Annotated in this window: 17 protein-coding genes; 15 read left to right on the plus strand and 2 right to left on the minus strand. The window is 70.8% G+C overall.

What is annotated here, in order from left to right; genetic code table 11:
- The first annotated feature begins 194 nt into the window (after positions 1-194).
- The 6 genes from IE294_RS00405 (at position 195) to IE294_RS00430 (ending at position 9,940) form a co-directional block, all read left to right on the plus strand.
- Positions 195-2,111, plus strand: a complete 1,917-nt coding sequence (locus tag IE294_RS00405) for a glycogen debranching N-terminal domain-containing protein (protein ID WP_189881781.1) — start codon at positions 195-197, stop codon at positions 2,109-2,111.
- A 152-nt stretch (positions 2,112-2,263) separates the two neighbouring features.
- The gene (locus IE294_RS00410; protein ID WP_189881189.1) at positions 2,264-3,022 is read left to right on the plus strand and encodes an NUDIX hydrolase; all 759 of its coding nucleotides are present in this window, start codon (positions 2,264-2,266) and stop codon (positions 3,020-3,022) included.
- 162 nt (positions 3,023-3,184) lie between these two features.
- A complete protein-coding gene (locus tag IE294_RS00415) occupies positions 3,185-5,938 on the plus strand; it encodes an ABC transporter ATP-binding protein (RefSeq protein ID WP_373315768.1) in 2,754 nt (917 codons plus the stop codon).
- Between the two features lie 162 nt (positions 5,939-6,100).
- Positions 6,101-6,988, plus strand: coding sequence for a FadR/GntR family transcriptional regulator (locus IE294_RS00420; protein WP_189881191.1), 888 nt, complete (start codon positions 6,101-6,103; stop codon positions 6,986-6,988).
- A gap of 436 nt (positions 6,989-7,424) precedes the next feature.
- A complete protein-coding gene (locus IE294_RS00425) occupies positions 7,425-8,966 on the plus strand; it encodes an RNA polymerase sigma factor (RefSeq protein WP_189881192.1) in 1,542 nt (513 codons plus the stop codon).
- A gap of 119 nt (positions 8,967-9,085) precedes the next feature.
- The gene (locus tag IE294_RS00430) at positions 9,086-9,940 is read left to right on the plus strand and encodes a serine protease (protein ID WP_189881193.1); all 855 of its coding nucleotides are present in this window, start codon (positions 9,086-9,088) and stop codon (positions 9,938-9,940) included.
- A 99-nt stretch (positions 9,941-10,039) separates the two neighbouring features.
- On the opposite strand, the gene IE294_RS00435 is transcribed toward IE294_RS00430, so the two are convergent.
- The gene (locus IE294_RS00435; RefSeq protein ID WP_146463514.1) at positions 10,040-10,270 is read right to left on the minus strand and encodes a DUF7455 domain-containing protein; all 231 of its coding nucleotides are present in this window, start codon (positions 10,268-10,270) and stop codon (positions 10,040-10,042) included.
- A 441-nt stretch (positions 10,271-10,711) separates the two neighbouring features.
- Between IE294_RS00435 and IE294_RS00440 the strand changes: the two genes are divergently transcribed.
- From IE294_RS00440 to IE294_RS00465, 6 genes are all read left to right on the plus strand, one after another.
- Positions 10,712-12,835 (plus strand): DNA gyrase/topoisomerase IV subunit B, encoded by a 2,124-nt coding sequence (locus IE294_RS00440; RefSeq protein WP_189881194.1) that lies wholly within the window; start codon positions 10,712-10,714, stop codon positions 12,833-12,835.
- A 570-nt stretch (positions 12,836-13,405) separates the two neighbouring features.
- Complete coding sequence (locus IE294_RS00445) at positions 13,406-13,954, plus strand: DUF1453 family protein (protein ID WP_189881195.1); 549 nt, start codon at positions 13,406-13,408, stop codon at positions 13,952-13,954.
- Positions 13,951-15,102, plus strand: coding sequence for a sensor histidine kinase (locus IE294_RS00450; protein WP_189881196.1), 1,152 nt, complete (start codon positions 13,951-13,953; stop codon positions 15,100-15,102). The genes IE294_RS00445 and IE294_RS00450 overlap by 4 nt, the downstream gene beginning before the upstream one ends.
- Positions 15,099-15,788: a response regulator transcription factor gene (locus IE294_RS00455; protein ID WP_189881197.1), complete on the plus strand. Its 690-nt coding sequence runs from the start codon at positions 15,099-15,101 to the stop codon at positions 15,786-15,788. The genes IE294_RS00450 and IE294_RS00455 overlap by 4 nt, the downstream gene beginning before the upstream one ends.
- Before the next feature lie 69 nt (positions 15,789-15,857).
- Positions 15,858-16,406, plus strand: coding sequence for a DUF485 domain-containing protein (locus tag IE294_RS00460; RefSeq protein WP_189881198.1), 549 nt, complete (start codon positions 15,858-15,860; stop codon positions 16,404-16,406).
- Entirely contained in the window at positions 16,403-17,995 is a 1,593-nt protein-coding gene (locus IE294_RS00465; RefSeq protein ID WP_189881199.1) for a monocarboxylic acid transporter, read from the plus strand. Before IE294_RS00460 ends, IE294_RS00465 begins: the two co-directional genes overlap by 4 nt.
- A 16-nt stretch (positions 17,996-18,011) precedes the next feature.
- Here the strand turns inward: IE294_RS00465 and IE294_RS00470 are convergent, their stop codons facing one another.
- The gene (locus IE294_RS00470; RefSeq protein WP_189881200.1) at positions 18,012-18,704 is read right to left on the minus strand and encodes a response regulator; all 693 of its coding nucleotides are present in this window, start codon (positions 18,702-18,704) and stop codon (positions 18,012-18,014) included.
- A gap of 159 nt (positions 18,705-18,863) precedes the next feature.
- Here IE294_RS00470 and IE294_RS00475 point away from each other — a divergent pair, with 159 nt between their 5' ends.
- The 3 genes from IE294_RS00475 to IE294_RS00485 all read left to right on the plus strand — a co-directional run bounded on the left by IE294_RS00475 (position 18,864) and on the right by IE294_RS00485 (position 21,652).
- A complete protein-coding gene (locus tag IE294_RS00475) occupies positions 18,864-19,679 on the plus strand; it encodes an ABC transporter ATP-binding protein (protein WP_014675484.1) in 816 nt (271 codons plus the stop codon).
- Positions 19,669-20,532: an ABC transporter permease gene (locus IE294_RS00480; RefSeq protein ID WP_189881201.1), complete on the plus strand. Its 864-nt coding sequence runs from the start codon at positions 19,669-19,671 to the stop codon at positions 20,530-20,532. The genes IE294_RS00475 and IE294_RS00480 overlap by 11 nt, the downstream gene beginning before the upstream one ends.
- 61 nt (positions 20,533-20,593) lie before the next feature.
- Positions 20,594-21,652 carry an ABC transporter substrate-binding protein gene (locus tag IE294_RS00485; protein ID WP_189881202.1) on the plus strand — a complete coding sequence of 353 codons (1,059 nt, stop codon included), beginning with the start codon at positions 20,594-20,596 and terminating at the stop codon, positions 21,650-21,652.
- The last annotated feature ends 24 nt before the right edge of the window (positions 21,653-21,676 follow it).

A 21,676-nucleotide genomic window follows, 5' to 3' on the forward strand; every position in this document is an offset into this window, starting at 1 on the left:
GCCCTCGCTCACCGAGGGCAGCCGACTTTCGACCGACCTCCTGCGCGGACGTCCGTCCCCTCGCCCCGGCCGCCCAGGGCAGCCCCCCGTCCGCCGTCACTTCCCGGCCCCGTCGTCCCGCCGCGGCTGCGCCGCCCCGTACACCTCCGGTGAGCCGCCCGGTGCCGGAGTTGCCGCCCACACACACCGCGCTGATGTGCGTGGCCCTGCCCGGCCTCGCCATCTCCGGTGAGTCGGGGCAGTTGGCAGGCCGGGGACTGGACGGGTACTACCGGGGCGGCAGGCGGCTGCTGTCCCGGTGCCAGGTCCGCGTGGCAGGCCGCGAACCGCTGCCGGTGCAGGCCAGGATGACCGGAGCCGACAGCGCCCGCTTCGTGGGGACGCTGCGCACTTCAGCAGCGGCCGGCCCCGACCCCGATGTCGTCGTCGAACGGACACGCCACGCCGACGGAACCGAAAGGATCACACTCCGCAGCGCGGCCCCGCTTCCGCTGCGCCTGCCCGTCGAGGTCGCCTTCGGCACCGACCTGGCGGAACTCGGCGCCATCGCCGCCGGGGCGGCAGGCCCCGAACTCCCGGCCAGCGTCCGCGACTCGGGTCTGCGCTGGGCCAAGGCCGACGCCGCCGCCTACGTCACCGCTGACCCGCCGCCCGCCGACGCCCTGGCGTCCGCCGGACTGCTGCGCTGGGAGCTGGAACTGCCACCGGGCGGGACGGCAGCCGTGGAACTGCGGGTCCGGCCCGAGGGCGCCGGCCCCCTGAGGGCCGCGGGACGCGCCGCCACCAACCCTGTGGCACCCGCCCGGGCGGCCGGCGACGACCCCCGGGTGGGCCCACTGCTGCACTCGGCCGTCGCCGACCTCCAGGCACTGCTCCTGCGCGACCCGGTACACCCCTCCGACACCTACCTCGCGGCGGGCGCCCCCTGGCGCTGCGGAATGGCTCCGGCCGAGGCGCTCGCCGCCGCCCGCATGACGCTGCCCCTGGGCACTCGCCTCGCCGCGGGCACCCTGCGCACCCTGGCCCGTACCCAGCTCCCGGGTCCGGGTCCCCGGGCCGGCATGATCCCCGGCCCCCGACGCGACGCCGGCCCGCATCTCCCGCCGAGTTGCACCGCGACGGAGGCCACACTGCTCTTCCCCGTCCTGCTCGCCGAGGCCCGCCGCTGGGGGCTGCCCGAACAGGAGACACAGGAACTGCTCCCCTCGGCCGAGCGCTGCCTGACCTGGCTGCGGACCACCGTCCGCGACGGCACCTACCTCTCCGACCCGCACCCCGCAGGACCGGCCCGCTGCGAGACCCAGGCCCACGCGCATCGCGCCGCCCTGCTCGGTGCCGACCTTCTCGACGCCTACGACAGACCGGGCGCCACGGAATTGCGCCAGTGGGCCCAGATCCTGCGGTCGGCCTTCCGGGCCGACTTCTGGGTGGAGGACCGCAGTGGTGGACGCCCGGCCATGGCCCTGACACCGGACGGCCGGCCCGTGCCCCACCTGGCCGCCACCACCGTCCACCTCCTCGACACCGGGCTGCTCGGCGCCGGCATGTTCGCCCCGGGCCTGCTCGACAAGGTGCACACCGCACACCTCGCCCGACTGCTCGCCACCCCCGCCATGGACGCGGGCTGGGGACTGCGCGGCCTCGGCACCAAGGAGGCGGGCCACAATCCGTTCGGCCACCGGACCGGAGCCGTGCGCGTCCAGGAGACGGCACTCGCGGTCGCCGGACTGGCGGCGGCCGGATACGAGAAGGAGGCGGCCGGACTGCTGAACGGGCTGCTGGAAGCGGCGGAACACTTCGGTCACCGGCTGCCCGAGATGTTCGCCGGGGAACACCGCTCCGCCGGCACCGCGCCCCTCCCGCACCCCGCCGCCTGCCGTCCGGCGGCCACCGCCGCGGCGTCCGTGGTCGTGCTACTCACCGTCCTCGCAGGCATCCGTCCCGACGCCCCCGCCCGCACCGTCACCCTGCGCCCCGTTCGCAGCGCCCCGCTCGGCGAACTCGGACTCAGCGGCCTGCGCGTCGCGGGCGCCCCTTTCGCCGTGCGGATCAGCCGACTGGGACTGGCCATGGTGGAAGAGGCGGCGGACGGCCTGCAACTGGGAGCGTGACACCCGCGGAACAGGCGGTGACCTCGTAGGACGGCACTGGATCGACGGACGGAGAGCCGGTGCCGCGCCCTGTTGCGGAGCCAAGTGGAATCGCCACCGGTGCGACCGGCGAAGGGAGTGTTTATCGTCAGGAAGACGACTATGATCGCGGCATGCCCTACGACCCGTCAGCCTTTCCGCCCTTCGCCGTCACCGTGGATCTGGTCGTGCTGACCGTGCGCCGCCATTCCCTGTGCGCGCTGGCGGTACGCAGGGGCGAGCCCCCGTTCCAGGGGCGCTGGGCGCTGCCCGGCGGCTTCGTACGGGCCGACGAGGATCTGTCCCAGGCGGCGGCGCGCGAGCTGGCCGAGGAGACCGGGCTGTGCGCCCACGATGCCTCGGTCCCGGCTCAGGACAACGGAGCCCACCTGGAGCAGCTCGCCACCTACGGCGACCCCAAGCGGGACCCGCGTATGCGCGTGGTCAGCGTCGCGCATCTCGCGCTCGCGCCCGACCTGCCCGCACCGCGCGCCGGCGGTGACGCCAGCAACGCGCGTTGGGCCCCGGTCGAGGAACTGCTCCAGCAGGGTGGATACGGCCGCGACGGCGAACCCGTGGCGCCACTCGCCTTCGACCACGCGCAGATCCTCGCCGACGGAGTGGAACGCGCGCGCTCCAAGATCGAGTACTCGTCGCTGGCCACCGCCTTCTGCCCGCCCGAATTCACCGTCGGAGAGCTGCGCCGGGTGTACGAGGCGGTGTGGGGCGTGGCCCTCGACCCGCGCAACTTCCACCGCAAGGTCACCGGAACACCCGGCTTCCTCGTTCCCACAGGCGGTACGACCACACGCCAGGGCGGCAGGCCGGCCCAGCTCTTCCGAGCGGGCGGCGCCACCCTGCTCAACCCGCCGATGCTGCGCCCCGATGTGTGAGGCGGGGGCGGCGGGCCCGCCTGGGCGACCGGCGTACCGACTGCCCGTACTGAGGCCCGAGTCCATCGAACGGCGGACAAGATCGGGGCTAGACCACGCGGCATGTTTTCGCAAGTCGCCTTATACCGGGAAAACCGGACATGTAGCGCTATCTTGCTTCAGGTGATCCAGGCCTTCGGACTGACCAGCAATCCCCGCAAGGCGCACCCGCCCGCTGTCGACGACATCTCCTTCGAAGCGCGCGCCGGGCAAGTCACCGCGCTCCTCGGGGCCGCCGGTGCGGGCAAGACGACGGCGCTCAAACTCATGCTTGAGCTCCAACCCGGGCGCGGCATCACCTACTTCAAAGGACGGCCCCTGCACCGGATCGCACATCCGTCGCGGGAAGTCGGCGTACTCCTCGGCGACGTACCGGGCCACCCGTCCCGCTCGGTCCGCGGCCATCTGCGCATGCTGTGCGCGGCGTCGGGAGTCCCCGCGCGGCGGGCCGACGAGGTCCTCGAAGCGGTCGGTCTCGTCAGCCTCCGCGAGGAACGCCTCGGCACGCTGTCGCGCGGCATGGACCGCAGACTCGGCCTGGCCTGCGCCCTGCTGCCCGACCCGCACACGCTCGTCCTCGACGAACCCGCCGACGGCCTCTCCGCCCGTGAGGCCCAGTGGCTGCACAGCATGCTGCGGGCCCACGCCGTCCAGGGCGGCACGGTGCTCTTCACCACGGCCGACACCAAGGAGGCCGCACGCACCGCCGACCGGGTCGTCACGCTCGATGCCGGCAGAGTCGTCGCGGACCAGGAAGCAAGGGCGTTCGCCCGCCACCGGCTTCGCCCCCGCGTGGCCGTCCGCAGCCCCCACGCCGTACGCCTCGCGGTCCTGCTCGCCAAAGACGCGCGCACCACTCGCCGCTCCGTCGAGGTCGTACGCGAGGGCGGCAACCGCCTGTCGGTGTACGGCACCACGACCGCCGACGTCGGCGAGATCGCGTTCCGTCACGGCATCCTCGTCCACCAACTGGCAGACGAGGTGGGTGACATGGGGCCAGGAGCCGGTACTGAGAGCGACGCGGGGGTGTGTTCCACCGAGCCCCTCCCGGCGGTCCCGGACTCATCACCGGCGGACCGGGAGACCCGGCAGGACCACACCCCCGCGGAATCGGAACCGGCGGCGCCCGACGCCCCGTACGAGGAGCCGAAGCAGGCGTCGGCGGGCCCTTCGTGGGCGCGTCGCCGACGTACCGTGCCGGGCTGCCCGGCGCCGGAGCGCGCCGAGGGCTCCGCGCTGGAACCCGGCTCGGCCGCGCTCGGCGACTCACCCGAGAACCCGGGTGAAACGGTGGACGAGTCGCCGACGGCGCCCGAACGCGCGAGGCCGGTGTCCGAGGAGACCGCGCCGCTTGCCCTCCGCGCGGCGGACTCGCGCGCCACGGAGCCGCCGGTCGAGTCACGCGCCCCGGCGACCGATGCGGCAACGGGCGAGACCCGCGCGACAACCTCCGACCGATCCGCGCCCGAGCCGGACACCGCGGCGCCGGGGCACTCGTCGGTCGGCACGACCATCGCCGGGCAGCCTTCGGGACGGCGGGGACACGCCCTCGACTCCTCGGCGCAGGCGCCTGAGCGGGCCGTGCGCGGCCTCTCCCCGGTCGGCGAAGACCCATTGTCTCCCGGGCTCGCGGCGCGGGAACGCGGGCGGACCGCCGGCGGCGAGCGGACTGCGTCCGGCCGCGGTCTCGGCCGAGGCGGCGCGGCGGAACGTCCGCTGATCGTCTCTGGCGCTACGGCGCACGACGCGCCGTCGGCCGGCGCAGCCGCCGCCGGTACCCGTGGCCACGGCGGAGTCACCGCGTCCGGCGAGAAGAACACGGCCGGTGCCGACGCCGGTGATGCGCCCGCCAGGGCCACCGGCGGCCGGTACACCGACCCGGCGGCCATCCCGGACTCCGGCCTCGGCGGAGTCGCCACGGCCTCCGAACCGCAGACCGGACGTACCCGCACGCCCCCGGCGACCGTCGCCGGCACCCGTACCCTCCTGCCTGGAGCCAGGAATCCGGCCGCCCGGCAGCAGCGGACCGGCCGGGCTGCCCGGCCCGACGGTGTCCGCCCCTTCCCCGCCGGCTCCGCCCTCCCGCCCCCCATCTCCGTCCGCCCCGCCCGCAGCCCCCTTCGCCCCCTGCGCTACGAGATCCGGCGTGCCGGCGGAATCGGCACCGGTTTCCTCACCTGCGGTGCCGTACTGGTGGTGTCCGCGCTCATCGCCGTACTCCTGGCGCGGCTCGGTCACACCCCGCAGGCGCGGCTGTTCGCGGCGTGGCCGCGGGAGCTGCCGCTGCCGCCCGCGGCGCTCGCGGCGGGACTGCTCGGTGCGCTGGCCTTCGGGGACGAATTCCGCCATCCCGCCCTGGCGGCGGACCGCGGCACCGTCCCCCGCCGGCTGGGGCTGCTCACCGCGAAACTGCTCGTCTCCGGAGCCACCGCGATGCTGCTCGCCTTCCTCACCGTGGGCTGCGACGCCGAAGTGCTCTACATCGTCTACGGACGGGAGCTGACGCAAGTTCCCGCGGACTGGCTTTCGCTGACCGCGAGTTGGTTCGGGCTGGTCGTCGGCTGCGCCTGGGCCGGTGTGCTGGCGGCCGGTGTGTTCCGGTCCGCGACGGCCGGACTGGCCGCCGTCCTCGCCGTGCCCGTCCTCGTCGTGCCCCTCGTGCACAAGGCGATGCAGGGTCCGGCCGTACGGATGGCGGCGGACTTCCCGGTGCGGATGCGGGAGGTCTTCCTGCTGCGGTGGCCCTTCGGAGGGGAGCGGTACCTGGTCGCGGCTGTGCGGGTCCTCGCCCAACCTGTCGGGGGTGCGCTGGCGTTGTCGCTCCTTGCACTGCTGTGCGCGTACCTGCTCACAGCACTGCGCACCCGGTTCCGATGACAACCGTCCGTACGCTTTCGTTCTCGCTGTGTGCACAACTCCCCGAAGAAGGCCCATTTCTTTTCGATAAGGCGTCAATTGCGACGCCGTGAGCGATCACCCTTTCGTGTGCTTTTCACCAAAGACCTCAAGGGAGTTGAAGGCGGCGCCGACAAAGGATCCGTGAGTACCCTTGCGCACACCATGATGACCGCCGCCCGCTCCACAGACTCCGGTCTGGCCGGCCCGGGCGAACTCGACCGCTACCCCTACGCCGAGGCCCCGGTGACCGACCGCGTCGGCGCACCTGCCTGGGACGGCGGGGACCCCGAGCTGGGCCGTGTCGGCAGGCGGGCCTCGGGCAGCCGCGGACGCGGACTGCACGGCCAACTCGTACAGCAGCTGGGACAGATGATCGTCTCCGGTGACCTGGGCGCCGACCGCCCGCTGGTGCCGGAGGAGATCGGCCAGCGTTTCGAGGTCTCCCGCACCGTCGTCCGCGAGTCCCTCCGCGTCCTGGAGGCCAAGGGCCTGGTCAGCGCCCGCCCGAACGTCGGCACGCGCGTGCGTCCCGTCAGTGACTGGAACCTTCTCGACCCGGACATCATCGAGTGGCGGGCCTTCGGGCCGCAGCGCGACGACCAGCGCCGGGAACTGAGCGAGCTGCGCTGGACGATCGAGCCGCTCGCCGCCCGTCTCGCCGCAGGGCACGGACGCGAGGAGGTGCAGCAGCGCCTCTGCGACATGGTAGAGATCATGAGCCACGCGCTGGCCCAGGGCGACGCGCTCACCTACTCGCGCGCCGACACCGAGTTCCACACGCTGCTGATCCAGATCGCGGGCAACCGCATGCTGGAGCACCTGTCCGGCATCGTCTCGGCGGCCCTCCAGGTCTCCGGCGGCCCGGTCACCGGCTGTGACCGGCCGAACGAGGCGTCCCTCGCGCAGCACGCGCGGATCGTCGACGCGCTCGGCACCGGCGACGGCACGGCGGCGGAGACCGCCATGCGCCAGCTCCTCACCATTCACCCCGAGGTGGAGCGCGTGGTTCCCGCCCCGCGCGAGCACTGATCTCGCGAGGAACGCGGTGCGGTCGCAGGTGTGCGGCGCTCTCGTGGTACTCGCGGTGGCACCAGGCCCGGGTACCGGCCGCCGCCGGACCCGGCCGGACCGTCTGGAGTCCGGCCGGGTCCGGCGGTGACGGGAACCTCTGGTCGTGGGTGCGGATTGGTTCGAAGGCCAAAGGCGATCTCGTTTGCACATGTTTGACCGTCTTTGACTGCTTACGGGGTGTGACTCGGGCCACGCAGATTGGGCGTAACGCTCGTGGAGACAGCGCGATGACCTAAGAGGTGACAGCCGCGGAGGGAATACGGACGCCGAACCAGGCGCTGTGCATCTTCCCGGCCCCCGCCCGCGCCGTCGGCCCATCCCCAGGCCGGTGGTCGGCTCCTGTCCTCACTGGACGGTGCCGGAAGCCGTTTTCCAACGTTCCGAGAGGTTGTTCGTGTCGGCCAGCACATCCCGTACGCTCCCGCCGGAGATCGCCGAGTCCGTCTCTGTCATGGCGCTCATTGAGCGGGGAAAGGCTGAGGGGCAGATCGCCGGCGACGATGTGCGTCGGGCCTTCGAAGCTGACCAGATTCCGGCCACTCAGTGGAAGAACGTATTGCGCAGCCTCAACCAGATCCTTGAGGAAGAGGGTGTGACGCTGATGGTCAGTGCCGCAGAGCCCAAGCGCACCCGTAAGAGCGTCGCAGCGAAGAGCCCCGCCAAGCGCACCGCCACCAAGACGGTCGCGGCGAAGACGGTGACCACCCGTAAGGCCACCACGACCACGGCCGCCCCCGCGGCGCCCGCCGCTACGGCCGCAGCCGATTCCGCCGAAGAAGCCGCACCCGCCAGGAAGGCCGTCGCCAAGAAGACGGTCGCCAAGAAGACGGTCGCCAAGAAGGCCGTCGCGAAGAAGACGGCCGCCAAGAAGACCACGGCCAAGAAGGACGACGCCGAGCTCCTTGAGGACGAGGTTCTTGAGGACACCAAGGTCGCCGACGAGCCCGAGGGTGCCGAGAGCGCCGGCTTCGTCCTGTCCGACGAGGACGAGGACGACGCGCCCGCGCAGCAGGTCGCCGCGGCCGGTGCCACCGCGGACCCGGTCAAGGACTACCTGAAGCAGATCGGCAAGGTCCCCCTGCTCAACGCCGAGCAGGAGGTCGAGCTGGCCAAGCGCATCGAGGCGGGTCTGTTCGCCGAGGACAAGCTGGCGAACGCCGACAAGCTCGCCCCGAAGCTCAAGCGCGAGCTGGAGATCATCGCCGAGGACGGCCGCCGTGCCAAGAACCACCTCCTGGAGGCCAACCTCCGTCTGGTGGTCTCCCTGGCCAAGCGCTACACCGGCCGCGGCATGCTCTTCCTGGACCTCATCCAGGAGGGCAACCTCGGTCTGATCCGCGCGGTCGAGAAGTTCGACTACACCAAGGGCTACAAGTTCTCCACGTACGCCACCTGGTGGATCCGTCAGGCGATCACCCGCGCCATGGCCGACCAGGCCCGCACCATCCGTATCCCGGTGCACATGGTCGAGGTCATCAACAAGCTCGCGCGCGTGCAGCGTCAGATGCTCCAGGACCTGGGCCGCGAGCCCACCCCGGAGGAGCTGGCCAAGGAGCTCGACATGACCCCGGAGAAGGTCATCGAGGTCCAGAAGTACGGCCGTGAGCCCATCTCGCTGCACACCCCGCTGGGCGAGGACGGCGACAGCGAGTTCGGTGACCTCATCGAGGACTCCGAGGCCGTCGTCCCGGCCGACGCGGTCAGCTTCACGCTCCTCCAGGAGCAGCTGCACTCCGTCCTGGACACCCTGTCCGAGCGTGAGGCGGGCGTCGTCTCCATGCGCTTCGGTCTCACCGACGGTCAGCCGAAGACCCTCGACGAGATCGGCAAGGTGTACGGCGTGACGCGTGAGCGCATCCGCCAGATCGAGTCCAAGACCATGTCGAAGCTGCGCCACCCGTCGCGTTCCCAGGTGCTGCGCGACTACCTCGACTAGGTCGCGGTCGTACGACGGCGAAGGCCCGGTCCCTCGCGGGAGCCGGGCCTTCGTGCTGCGCGCTTTGGTGGCGTGGATCACTCTGGGTGTCCCAGGAGGACCCAGAGTGAGGAGCATGCATGCGCCGTTCCGTTGTCCGGGCACTGATCCGGCCGCTGGCCCTGGCGGCCACCGTGACCGCGATACCTCTGGTGAGCGCGGCTCCCGCCGTCTCCGACAGCGTAGTGGTCGGAGGGTTCCCGATCGACGTCTCCCAGGCTCCGTGGACGGTGGCGCTGGCCAGCCGTGACCGGTTCGGAGGTATGCGGGCGGGCCAGTTCTGCGGCGCCGTGGCCGTCGGGCGCACCACCGTGGTCACCGCGGCCCACTGTCTGTCCGAGGAGGTCCTCGGGACACCGCCGAACCGTGTGCGTGACCTCAAGGTCATCACGGGCCGCACCGACCTGCTCTCGGGGCAGGGCGACGAGATCGCCGTACGGGAGATCCGGCTCAATCCCGCGTACGACGGCACGACCAATTCAGGGGACTTCGCGGTCCTCGGGCTCGCCGGACCGCTGCCGCAGAGCACGGTCGTCGCCATGGCGGGCGCGGCTGATCCGGCGTACGCACCGGGCACTCGGGCCTTGGTGTCCGGGTGGGGGGACACGACCGGCGCAGGGTCCTACGCGCACCGGCTCCATGCCGCACGTGTACGCGTCCTGCCCGACGAGATGTGTGCTCGCGCCTATCCGGGGGGCCCCGACGGCGCCTACCGGGCCGCCACCATGCTCTGCGCCGGTGAGGCCGGCGGAGGCCCCGACGCCTGCCAGGGGGACAGCGGCGGCCCTCTGGTGGCCGGGGGACGGCTGATCGGCCTTGTGTCGTGGGGGAGCGGCTGCGGACGGCCGGGACTTCCCGGGGTCTACACGCGCGTCTCCGAGATCGTACGAGCCCTGCGGCCGACCGCGGGGACCCAGCCTTCCGGGCGCTCGTGAGCGAGCGTCCGCGGGTACGAGCACGGGCGGCCGCTCCTGGTGAGGAGCGGCCGCCCGTGCACCGGCCTGTGCCGGGGCTGGCTCGTCGTGGTGCGAGATTCAGCGCTCTTCTTCGGAAGCGGTGTTCGGAGCGGACGTCAGCCGCTCCGTCTCGTCCTGTATCTCAGCGGCGATCTTCTTGAGTTCCGGCTCGAACTTGCGACCGTGGTGGGCGCAGAAGAGCAGTTCTCCGCCGCTGAGCAGGACGACGCGCAGGTATGCCTGGGCGCCGCAGCGGTCGCAGCGATCGGCGGCCGTCAACGGGCTCGCGGGGGTCAGAACAGTAGTCACGTCGCCTCTTCTCTAGCTCGACGAGCTGTCGTACCAGGGTCAACATCCAACCAGCCCGAAAACGTTCCCGCTCGTGGCTTTTCCTCGAAAAAATCTTTCCGGGGCGGCTGTCTGCTGCCGGTTGGCGGCGAATGTGCCGTATTGCGTCTCTTGTATGCGTACGGGTTCGCGCTGTCTTGCTGTCTCGGTCCTCCCGGCCGGGTTGCCGGTTGTTCATGAGGACGTGCCCGGAGCCTAAATGGTTCATGCCTCGAAGGGAACGTGATGTGTGCTTCACTCCAACGAGGGATCGAACAGGTATGCGAGCCTGGACTAGTGTGAGGTGCCGACGAGGGTGGCGTTACACCGGCTCCACCAGGGCTCGGTACCCTCTGTGCGGCGAACGAAGCCGCCCCCTTACCCAAAGGGGGGCCATCTGAAATTCAGCGAGGAGCGAACCGCGTGACCGCCGATACGTCCGTGCCGTCCACAGCGCTGCTGGCAGGAGCAGACCGGGACGGTTCCAACTACACCGCGCGGCACCTGCTCGTCCTTGAGGGTCTTGAGGCCGTGCGCAAGCGCCCCGGCATGTACATCGGCTCGACCGACAGCCGCGGTCTGATGCACTGCCTGTGGGAGATCATCGACAACTCGGTGGACGAGGCCCTGGGCGGCTACTGCGACCACATCGAGGTGATCCTCCACGACGACGGCTCCGTGGAGGTGCGCGACAACGGCCGCGGCATCCCCGTGGACGTGGAACCGAAGACCGGCCTGTCCGGCGTCGAGGTCGTCATGACCAAGCTGCACGCCGGCGGCAAGTTCGGCGGCGGCTCGTACGCGGCCTCCGGCGGTCTGCACGGCGTCGGTGCCTCCGTGGTCAACGCCCTCTCCGCCCGCCTCGACGTAGAGGTGGACCGTGGCGGCCACACCCACGCCATCAGCTTCCGGCGCGGCGTGCCCGGAGCCTTCTCCGCCGAGGGTGCCGACGCGAAGTTCGAGGCCAAGAGCGGTCTGCGCAAGGCCAAGAAGATCCCCAAGACGCGCACCGGCACGCGTGTGCGTTACTGGGCCGACCGGCAGATCTTCCTCAAGGACGCCAAGCTGTCCCTGGAGAACCTGCACCAGCGTGCCCGGCAGACCGCGTTCCTGGTGCCCGGCCTGACCATCGTCGTCCGTGACGAGTTCGGCCTCGGCGAGGGCGGCAGCAAGGGCGAGGAGTCGTTCCGCTTCGACGGCGGTATCAGCGAGTTCTGCGAGTACCTGGCGAACGACAAGGCGATCTGCGACGTCCTCCGCTTCTCGGGCAGGGGCACCTTCAAGGAGACCGTCCCGGTTCTGGACGAACACGGTCAGATGACCCCCACCGAGGTCACCCGTGAGCTGGGTGTCGACGTCGCGATGCGGTGGGGCACGGGCTACGACACGACCGTCAGGTCGTTCGTCAACATCATCGCCACCCCCAAGGGCGGCACCCACGTCGCCGGATTCGAGCAGGCCCTCACCCAGACGATGAACGATGTGCTGCGCGCCAAGAAGATGCTGCGCGTGGCCGAGGACAACATCGTCAAGGACGACGCACTGGAGGGCCTCACCGCCGTCGTCACCGTCCGGCTGGCCGAGCCGCAGTTCGAGGGCCAGACCAAGGAGGTCCTCGGTACCTCGGCGGCCCGCCGCATCGTGAACAGCGTGATCAGCAAGGAACTGAAGGCGTTCCTCACGGCCACCAAGCGCGACGCCGCCGCCCAGGCCCGGGTGGTCATGGAGAAGGTGGTCGCGGCCGCCCGCACCCGGGTCGCGGCCCGTCAGCACAAGGACGCCCAGCGTCGCAAGACGGCCCTGGAGTCCTCGTCCCTGCCGGCCAAGCTCGCCGACTGCCGCAGCGACGACGTCGACCGCAGCGAGCTGTTCATCGTCGAGGGCGACTCCGCGCTCGGCACGGCGAAGCTGGCGCGGAACTCCGAGTTCCAGGCCCTGCTGCCGATCCGCGGCAAGATCCTCAATGTGCAGCGGTCGTCGGTCACCGACATGCTCAAGAACGCCGAGTGCGGCGCGATCATCCAGGTCATAGGAGCGGGCTCGGGCCGCACCTTCGACATCGACCAGGCCCGCTACGGCAAGATCATCATGATGACCGACGCCGATGTGGACGGCTCCCACATCCGCTGTCTGCTGCTCACGCTGTTCCAGCGCTACATGCGGCCCATGGTCGAGGCCGGCCGGGTCTTCGCCGCGGTGCCGCCGCTGCACCGCATCGAGCTGATCCAGCCGAAGAAGGGGCAGGAGAAGTACGTTTACACGTACTCCGACCGCGAGCTGCGCGACAAGCTCATGGAGTTCCAGAGCAAGGGCATCCGGTACAAGGACTCCATCCAGCGCTACAAGGGTCTGGGCGAGATGGACGCCGACCAGCTCGCCGAAACCACGATGGACCCGCGCCATCGCACCCTGCGCCGCATCAACCTCTCCGACCTGGAGGCCGCCGAACAGGTCTTCGACCTGCTGATGGGCAACGACGTGGCACCCCGCAAGGAGTTCATCTCCAGCTCGGCGGCGACGCTGGACCGGTCACGCATCGACGCGTAGCCGCTGCGCTGGGCTTTGGCGGTCGGGGCGGGGGCTCGGCTGACGGGGGTGGTTGCCCGGGGGTGGGGGCTGCCTCGGTCGGGGCGGGCTTCCGTGTGGGCAGGCGCCTGTTGCTGGGAGGCGCGGTGGCGTAGGCGGGGCTCGCTTGGCAGCGGGTCCCGCCGGGCAGGCGGGCACGGAGCGGCAGTCGGGGTTTTCCGGGTCGCAGCCGAGCGGGTGCTCGCCGGGGCATTCCGGGGTGAGCCTGGGCCGGACGGTGTGAGTAGCCGGCGCGGACGGCAGGGTGTCCGCTGTCGCCAGCCCGCCAGCCCGCCAGCCCGCCAGCCCGCCAGCCCGCCACTGGCCCCGTCGGCCCTGGTCTGCCGTCCCGCACCGCGTCGCCCCCATCTCACCCCCATCAGCCCCCCATCCGCCCCCGAAGGCCTCTCCACCCCTGGGTGGAGGTGGGCCGGTTCCAGGTTCCACCCGTGATCCACCCGGACTCCGATCCCCTACCCTGTGGACTTCCGTACCTTCGAAGGCGTCGGCGGCACTCGCTTCCGATACGCCCTCTCGCTCACGGAGGTCCAGATGGCCGGGCTCGTCAACGTGCTGGTGACCGTTGCCGTGGTCGCCATAGTGATCGCGCGGCAGTTCCGCGCCCGGGCGATCGACACGGACCGGCGCTGGTGGCTGTTGCCCGTGATCCTGGCCGTCGTCTCACTGCGCGAGCCCGGCATCCTCGACGCCCACCACCGCGCCGAATCCGCCGTACTGCTCGTGATGGATCTGTTCATCGGCCTGGTCACCGGCGTCGGCTGGGGCTGGACCACCCGTATCTGGACCGCGCCGAACGGCGTTGTGTGGACCAAGAGCAGCAAGGCGAGCGGCGCTGTATGGATCGTGGGCATAGCCTTGCGAGCCGGCGTCTTCGCCCTCGGCTCCGCTCTCGGCGTGCACCAGGACAGCTCCGCGCTGATGCTCGGCCTCGCCGGCACCCTGTTGGTCCGCGGCGGGATCCTGACCTGGCGGGCCCAGTCCGTCGGCGCCCCGAGCCAGCCCGCCACGAGCCGCCCCGCCACGAGCCACCCCGCTCCGGCGTACGGTGACGAGCGGTCGGCGTATAAGGAGCGCGTGTGACGGAGAACGCCTGGACACGCTGGCCCTCACGCGAAGCGCTCGGCCGTTCGGGAACCATCCGTCCCCGGCACATGCTCGTCTGGGCCGTCCGACTGCTCGTGCTGGCCGTGCTCCTGTGGGGTGCCTTCAGCCAGAGGCACGTCGCTCTGTGGGAAGCATTCGCGGCAGCGGCGGCGATCCTTGTCGCCGGCCTCGTCTCCTGGACCTTCTTCCGGACCACCTACGAGCACCGGCTGGTGCCCTCCCTCGCGCTCATGGGCGTGCTCCTGGGCATCGCGGTCGCCGCGGAGGCCACGGGGTTCACAGGGCCGGCGCTCGTGATCTGGTGCGGCTGTGGAGTCGGCGCGCTGGAGCGGCTGCCGCTAGGGGCCGCGGTCCCCGTGGCGTCGGTGGCGCTGGCCTCGTACTCCGCGTTCACCAACGACGTCTGGCTGACCACGGCCGCCACCGTGGCCGGCATGGCCCTCGCCGGGTATGTCCTGCGGCTGGACGCGGAAGCCCGGGGCAGTGCGCAGCGTCTTCTCGCCCAGGAGCGCGCCGCCCGCGCGGCTGAGGCCGAGTCCGCCGCACTGGCCGAGCGTGCCCGCATCGCACGGGAGATCCACGACGTGCTGGCGCACAGTCTCTCGGCGCAGCTCGTGCACCTGGAGGCGGCCCGGCTGCTGATCGAGAACGGCGCGGATCGCGAGCGGATCCTGGAACGGGTGGTGGCCGCCCGGGGCATGGCCCGCGACGGCCTCGCCGAGACCCGGCAGGCGCTGTCCGCGCTGCGGGGCGAGCTGACCCCGCTGGAGGACTTCCTCGCCGAACTCGTCAGCACGGCCGACGGCGCCGAGGTCACCGTCACAGGTGAACGCAGACCCCTGCCGGCCGAGGCGTCCCAGGCCGTGCGGCGGGTCGCCCAGGAAGCGCTGACGAACGTCCGCAAGCACGCGCAGGGCGCCAGAGTGACCGTGCGGCTCGGCTACAGCGAGCATGAAGTGACGCTGAATGTACGGGATTCGGGCGGCGAAGCGAGCGAGCTGAACGGATCCGGAGGTGGGTACGGTCTGCTGGGCATGCGTGAGCGCGCCGAACTGCTGGGCGGTTCGCTGGACGCGGGACCGGACGAGGAGGGGTTCGTGGTGACGCTGAAGGTGCCCGTATGACGGAGACGGAAGGGGAGAGGAAGCCCGCGCGGGTGGTGGTGGCCGACGATCAGACCGTGGTCCGTGAAGGCATCGTGATGTTGCTCGGGCTGTTGCCCGGCGTGGAGGTCGTCGGGGCCGCGGGAGACGGGGAGGAGGCGGTGCGGCTGGTTGGGGAACTCGCCCCGGACGTCGTGCTGATGGACCTCAGGATGCCCCGCTGCGACGGCGTGGAGGCCACCCGACGGATCCGGGCGCGGTACCCGGGCACGCAGGTCGTGGTGCTCACCACGTACGCGGACGACGATTCGCTGTTCCCCGCGCTCAGGGCCGGCGCCCGGGGTTACCTGACCAAGGACGCGGGCGGAGACGAGATCGTCCGTGCCGTGCACAGTGTGCTCTCGGGGGACGCGGGGCTGTCGCCGAGTGTCCAGCGACGGTTGCTGGAGAGGCTGTCGCAGGCCGAGCCCGTGCCGGTGCCCGCGGCCGGCGAGGCACCCGACGGGCTGACCACGCGCGAGACCGAGGTCCTGGTGCTGATCGGCGAAGGTCTCACCAATCAGGAGATCGCCCGGCGGCTGCATGTGTCGACCGCGACCGTGAAGACCCACATCAACAACCTCTTCGCCAAGACGGGTCTCAAGGACCGGGCACAGGCCGTGCGGTATGCCTACAGCAAGGGGCTGGTGCGGCCACCCACGGGGTGAATCACCTGATGGGGTGAAGAGCCGGAGGAAGAAGAGTCAGGGAACTTCCTGTTCTGTCCATCCTTGGGCATGCAGTCAAGCAACGGTCGTCCTCGTGGAGCCGGAGACGGTCCCGAGAGATCGGCCGGGAATCAGGAAGACGACGGCGCGCCCTCCCGTGACGTGGCGCCCGAGGACCCTTGGTACGACACGTCGGCCTCGGGCTGGGGCGAGCTGGATGGTGCGGGCATGCCGGCGCCGGCCGTGCCGCCCGCGCGTGCCGAGCCCGGCGCGGCGGTGGCGCGCACCCGCGATGTGTACGTCGAGGTGCAGCGGAGCGAGGCGTTCCAGGAGGTGCGCGGAAGGTACCGGCGGTTCGTGGTGCCCGGGGTCACGGCCTTCCTGGTGTGGTACGTGGCGTACGTGGTCGCCGCCACGACCGCGCCGGGACTCATGGCCCGGCCCGTGGTGGGGGCGGTGAACGTGGCGATGCTCGCGGGGCTCGGGCAGTTCCTCACCACGTTCCTGTTCACCTGGGCCTACGCCCGGCACGCGCGGCTGCGCCGGGACCGGGCCGCGCTGGAGCTGCGCTGGGACACCCAGGAGCTGGCCCGCGGAGCGCAGGGAGGGGCCTCGTGACCGGTGATCATCAAACACTGGCGTTGCTGCTGTTCAGCGGGTTCGTGGCGGTCACCCTCGCGATCACGACGTGGGTGAGCCGCAGGCGGCACGGTTCGGCGGAGGAGTTCTACGCGGGCGGGCGGCTGTTCTCCCCGATGGAGAATGGTTTTGCCATCGCGGGCGACTACATGTCGGCGGCCTCTTTCCTGGGGATCAGCGGGCTCATCGCGCTGTACGGGTACGACGGGCTGCTGTACGGGGTGGGGTTCCTCGTCGCGTGGCTGGTCGTGCTGTTCCTGGTGGCCGAACTGGTGCGCAACTGCGGGCGGTTCACGCTGGCCGACGTGGTGGCCGCCCGGATGAGCGAGCGGCCGGTGCGGATCGCCGCGGGAACGTCTTCGGTGACGGTGTCCGTGCTGTATCTGGTGGCGCAGATGGTCGGCGCGGGCAGTCTGGTGGCGTTGCTGCTGGGGCGGACGAGCGGCGCGGCCCAGGCATGGACGGTCATCGGTGTCGGCGCGCTCATGGTGATCTATGTGTCGTTGGGAGGGATGAGGGCCACCACTTGGATCCAGATCGTGAAGGCGGTCCTGCTGCTGGGCGGGACGGTCGTGCTGACCGTCCTGGTCCTGCTGCGCTTCCACGGCGATGTCGACCGGCTGCTGCTCACGGCGGCGGAGCGCAGCGGCCATGGCAGGGCGTTCCTCGCGCCGGGGCTGAAGTACGGCGGGGACTGGAACGCCCGGTTGGACTTCATCAGCCTGGGGCTGGCGCTGGTGCTGGGCACGGCCGGGCTGCCGCACATCCTGGCCCGCTTCTACACCGTGCCGACCGCGCGGGCCGCCCGCCGCTCCGTGGTGTGGTCCATCGGCCTGATCGGCAGCTTCTACCTGATGACGATCGTCCTCGGCTTCGGGGCGGCGGCGGTGGTGGGGCCGGGGGCCGTACGCGGATCCAACGCGGCCGGGAACACCGCGGTGCCCCTCCTCGCCCTCGACCTCGGCGGCGGAGCGGGCTCGACCGGGGGCACCGTGCTGTTCGCGGTGGTCGCCGCCGTGGCCTTCGCCACGATCCTCGCGGTGGTCGCGGGCATCACGCTCGCCTCCTCGGCCTCGGTGGCCCACGACCTGTACGCGTCGCTGCGCCGACGGCGCGGCAAGCACCGCAGCGAGGTGGCCGTGGCCCGGTGCGCGGCGGTCGGCATCGGCGTCGTGGCGATCGGGCTCGGCCTGCTGGCCCGTGATCTCAATGTCGCCTTCCTCGTCGGCCTCGCCTTCGCGGTCGCCGCCTCGGCGAACCTGCCGGTCTTGCTCTACTCCCTGTTCTGGCGCGGCTTCACCACGCGGGGCGCGGTGTGGGCGGTGTACGGGGGGCTGCTCCCGGCGATCGGGCTCGTGCTGCTCTCCCCGGTGGTGTCCGGCAGCCCGGAATCCCTGTTCCCCGGCGTCGACTTCCAGTACTTCCCGCTGGAAAACCCGGGCATCGTCTCCATCCCGCTCGGCTTCCTCGCCGGCTGGCTGGGCACGGTGACCTCGGACGAGGTTCCGGACGAGGCCAAGTACGCCGAGACGGAGGTGCGTTCGCTGACCGGGGCCGGGGCCGTGTAGCCGGGCCGGGGCCCCGTTACGGCGCCACCCAGGCGTACCGGTGTTCCGGGCGGCCGGTGTCGCCGTACTTCAGGGAGAGGCGGAGACGGCCCGCCTGTTCGAGGTGGCGGAGATAGCGCTGGGCGGTGGAGCGGCTCAGGCCCGTGCGGGCGGCCACCTCGTGGGCCGAGAGCGGATGGTCGGCGCGGTGCAGGACACCGCAGATGAGGTCGGTCGTGGGCTCGGAGTGGCCGCTCGGCAGGCCGGGCGCGGGAGGAGCGGGGGCGGTGCGCAGGGCGCCGAAGATCCGGTCGACCTGTTCCTGGCCCGTCAGGCCCCGGCCGCCCACCCGGTCGACCGTGCGGCGCAGGGCGGCGTAGGAGTCCAGGCGGGTGCGCAGCGCGGCGAAGGTGAACGGCTTGACCAGGTAGTGCAGGGCGCCCAGACGCATCGCCTGCTGGACGGTCGTCACATCGCTGGCCGCCGTGATCATGATGACGTCGGTGCCGTGACCCTGCTCGCGCATGCGGTGCACGAGTTCGAGGCCGGTCTGGTCCGGCAGGTAGTGGTCGAGCAGTACCAGGTCGATGGAGCCGCGTTCCACGGCGGCCAGGGCCTGAGCGGCGCTGTGCGCGCGGGCGGCCACCCGGAAGCCGGGAACCTTTCCCACGTACTTGGCGTTGATCTCAGCGACACGGAAGTCGTCGTCGACCACCAGGACGTCAATCATCAGGCCTCTCCTTACAAGGCCGGCGAGCGTTCAGCCCGTGTTTCGGCTCCGCAGTTCTAGCGCGAGCAAAACGAGCACAACAGGTTCTTGCGAGCAAAAGAACGGCTTGTGCTCACAAGACTCCTGCCGTGGCCGGGGCCACACCTACCGTCCCGGCCCATGAGCGCACACACCAGCCCCGCCATCGAGCTGCGGGGCGCGAGCAAGACCTTCAGAACCCCGTCCGGGGGACTGCACACGGCGGTGCGCGGCCTGGACCTCACCGTGGAGCGCGGCGAGTTCGTGGCCGTCGTAGGACCGACCGGATGTGGCAAGTCCACGACGCTGACCCTGGTCAGCGGCCTGGAGGAGCCCACCGAGGGCGAGGTGCTGGTGGCCGGGGAACCGGTCGACGGGGTCGGCGACAAGGTCGGCTTCGTCTTCCAGCAGGACGCCACCTTCCCCTGGCGGACCGTGCTGTCGAACGTCATGGCGGGCCCGCGTTTCCGGGGCGTGCCCAAGGCGGAGGCCAAGCAGAGGGCTCGCGACTGGCTGGCCCGGGTGGGGCTCGCCGCCTTCGAGGACCGCTATCCCCACCAGCTCTCCGGTGGCCAGCGCAAGCGGGTCGCCCTGGCGGCCACCTTCGTCAACGACCCCGAGATCCTGCTGATGGACGAGCCGTTCTCGGCGCTCGACGTGCAGACCCGCGCGCTGATGTCGGACGAGCTGCTGGAACTGTGGGAGGGCACCGGCGCCTCCGTCGTCTTCGTCACCCACGACCTGGAGGAGTCCATCGCGCTGGCCGACAAGGTCGTCGTGATGACCGCCGGACCCGCGACCGTGAAGCAGGTCTTCGACATCGACCTGCCCCGCCCGCGCAAGGTCGAGTCGGTGCGCCTGGAGCCGCGGTTCATCGAGATCTACCGCGAGATCTGGGAGTCCCTCGGCGAAGAGGTCCGCATCACCCGTGAGAGGGGTGCCGCCCATGTCGCCTGAGGTCCTCAGCACCCCGGTCGTGGACACCGTCAAGACACCCGATCGCGCGCAGACCCGCGCGCAGGCCGCGCGCCGGCGCAAGCTCTTCGTCAACGCCGTGCGCGTGGTGCTCCTGGTCGCCGTCCTCGGACTGTGGGAGGTACTGTCCCGCGCCAAGGTCATCGACCCGTTCAACTTCTCGATGCCCTCGAAGATCTGGGACCAGATCTGGACCTGGGTGACCCACGGGACAGCGCTCGGTTCCCTGGGCGAGCAGATCTGGTACACGCTGTACGAGGCCCTGCTCGGCTGGGTCATCGGCGTGGTCGCCGGTGTGCTGCTCGGCATTGCGCTCGGGCGGATCAGATTGCTCGCCGAGGTGCTTGGTCCATACATCAAGGTGCTCAACTCGATTCCCAGGATCGTGCTGGCGCCCATCTTCCTGATCTGGTTCGGTCTCGGACCGTCCTCCAAGGTGGCCTCCGCCGTCGTACTCGTCTTCTTCCCGGTGTTCTTCAACGCCTTCCAGGGCGCCCGCGAAGTGGACCGCAACCTGGTGGCCAACGCCCGCATCCTGGGCGCGAGCGACCGCAGGGTGACCCTCCAGGTGGTCATCCCGTCGGCCACCTCCTGGATCTTCACCAGCCTGCACGTCAGCTTCGGCTTCGCGCTCATCGGCGCCATCGTCGGCGAGTACATCGGCGCGACCAAGGGCATCGGCCTGCTCGTCTCGCAGTCGCAGAACACCTTCAACGCCGCCGGCGTGTACGCCGCGATGGTCATCCTCGCCGTTGTCGCCCTCGTCGCCGAGGGGCTGCTGACCTTCGCCGAGCGCCGCATCTTCCGCTGGAAGCCCACCGGTTCCGACGACTGACCGGCCCCCTCGCCACCCCCGCTCCTTCCCGCACCGCCCTCTCACAAGGACGTGAACCCGCATGCGCAAGACCGCCAGATACGCCTCCCTGGCCGCCACCGGACTGCTCGCCCTCTCCTCGCTCACCGCCTGTGCCAACGACGCGGCGAGCTCCACGGCCGACACCGGCAGCGGTGGGGGCGGCGGAAAGGGGGAGACCGTCAAGATCATGGTCGGTGGTCTGGACAAGGTCATCTACCTGCCCGCGATGCTCACCCAGCGCCTCGGCTACTTCCAGGCGGAGGGGCTGAACGTCCAGCTCCTCAGCGAGCCCGCCGGGGTCCAGGCCGAGACCGCGCTCGTCTCCGGGCAGGTGCAGGGAGCGGTCGGGTTCTACGACCACACCCTGGACCTCCAGGTGAAGGGCAAGTCGGTGGAGTCGGTCGTGCAGTTCTCGCACGCGCCCGGCGAGGTCGAGGTCGTCTCGAACAAGGCCGCCGGCGACCTCACCTCGCCCAAGGACTTCAAGGGCCGCAAGCTGGGTGTGACCGGGCTCGGTTCCTCGACCGACTTCCTCACCAAGTACCTGGCGGTCAAGAACGGAGTGAAGATCAGTGACTTCACGCCGGTCGCGGTCGGTGCCGGACCCACGTTCATCGCGGCGCTCCAGAAGGGGGCGATCGACGGCGGCATGACCACCGACCCGACCGTCGCGACGATCCTGGACAAGAAGGCCGGCAAGATCCTCATCGACATGCGCACCCCCGAGGGCTCGCAGGAAGCGCTGGGCGGCCCGTACCCCTCGTCAAGTCTGTACATGCAGACGGACTGGGTGAACGGACACAAGGAGACCGTCCAGAAGATGGTCAACGCATTCGTCAAGACGCTCAAGTGGATGTCCACGCACAGCGCCGACGAGATCGCCGCCAAGATGCCCGCCGACTACTCCCAGGGCAACAAGGCGCTGTACGCGCAGGCCATCAAGAGCACCCTGCCGATGTTCACCGACGACGGCGTGATGCCCCAGGGCGGCCCCGAGACCGTCGAGAAGGTCCTCAAGGCGTTCAACCCCAACATCAAGAACGCGAAGGTCGACTTGAGCAAGACGTACACGACGGAGTTCGTCAAGGCGGTCAAGTGACCGCCGCCGCGTCCGTGTGAATCG

It is taken from the genome of Streptomyces canarius (assembly GCF_014650735.1).
Classification (GTDB): domain Bacteria; phylum Actinomycetota; class Actinomycetes; order Streptomycetales; family Streptomycetaceae; genus Streptomyces; species Streptomyces olivaceoviridis.